At 50.2% G+C, this 588-nt stretch carries 2 protein-coding genes; one reads left to right on the forward strand and one right to left on the reverse strand.

The annotated features are described in order from the left end of the window. On the reverse strand, positions 1 to 138 hold a 138-nt coding region (locus AB8804_RS23295; protein WP_371190300.1), incomplete at its 3' end, for a helix-turn-helix domain-containing protein. A gap of 22 nt (positions 139 to 160) precedes the next feature. Here AB8804_RS23295 and tnpA point away from each other — a divergent pair. Further along, the gene (gene tnpA / locus AB8804_RS23300) at positions 161 to 577 is read left to right on the forward strand and encodes an IS200/IS605 family transposase (RefSeq protein ID WP_371190299.1); all 417 of its coding nucleotides are present in this window, start codon (positions 161 to 163) and stop codon (positions 575 to 577) included. The last annotated feature ends 11 nt before the right edge of the window (positions 578 to 588 follow it).

The raw sequence follows: 588 nt of genomic DNA on the forward strand, positions 1-588 counted from the left end.
CCCCGACTCATGGTTCTTATTTTGAAGATCCAGTGCGCGGTTAAAAACGAAGCGACAAGCCCCGGCGAAGCGCCGCATATCGCGCGCCTGCTGACCATTTGGTCTTAACTGGAATTTGAAGGCTTGAAGTCGTTTCATGCGTACTATTATACTTTGGTCTATGACAAAAGAAACCGATATTCGCCGAGGAAGACACTGCGTTTTCCTGATGCATGTTCACCTGGTATTCGTCGCCAGATATCGACGAAAAATTTTTGATCTGGATGCCATCGAAAAGCTCCGCAGCTACTTTGCCAGCGTCTGCGCTGATTTTGATGTTGAGCTGGTTGAGATGGACGGCGAATGCGACCACGTGCACTTGCTGATCAATTACCCGCCAAAACTGGCAGTATCAAATCTGGTCAACAGTCTTAAAGGCGTATCCAGCAGGCTGTTACGCCGCGACCGGCCAGATATAGCTCGACGCTATTACTACAAAGGCGCTCTGTGGACACCAAGTTATTTTGCAAGCAGTTGCGGGGGGGCGCCGATTTCGATCATCCGACAATACATCGAGCAGCAGCAAACACCAGGTTAGCCGGAAAACCG

This window comes from Enterobacter sp. KBR-315C3_2022, assembly GCF_041399425.1.
Classification (GTDB): domain Bacteria; phylum Pseudomonadota; class Gammaproteobacteria; order Enterobacterales; family Enterobacteriaceae; genus Enterobacter.

Coding starts and splice junctions, on each gene's coding strand:
- tnpA (WP_371190299.1), top strand. CDS start 161: ATGACAAAAGAAACCGATATTCGCCGAGGAAGACACTGCGTTTTCCTG.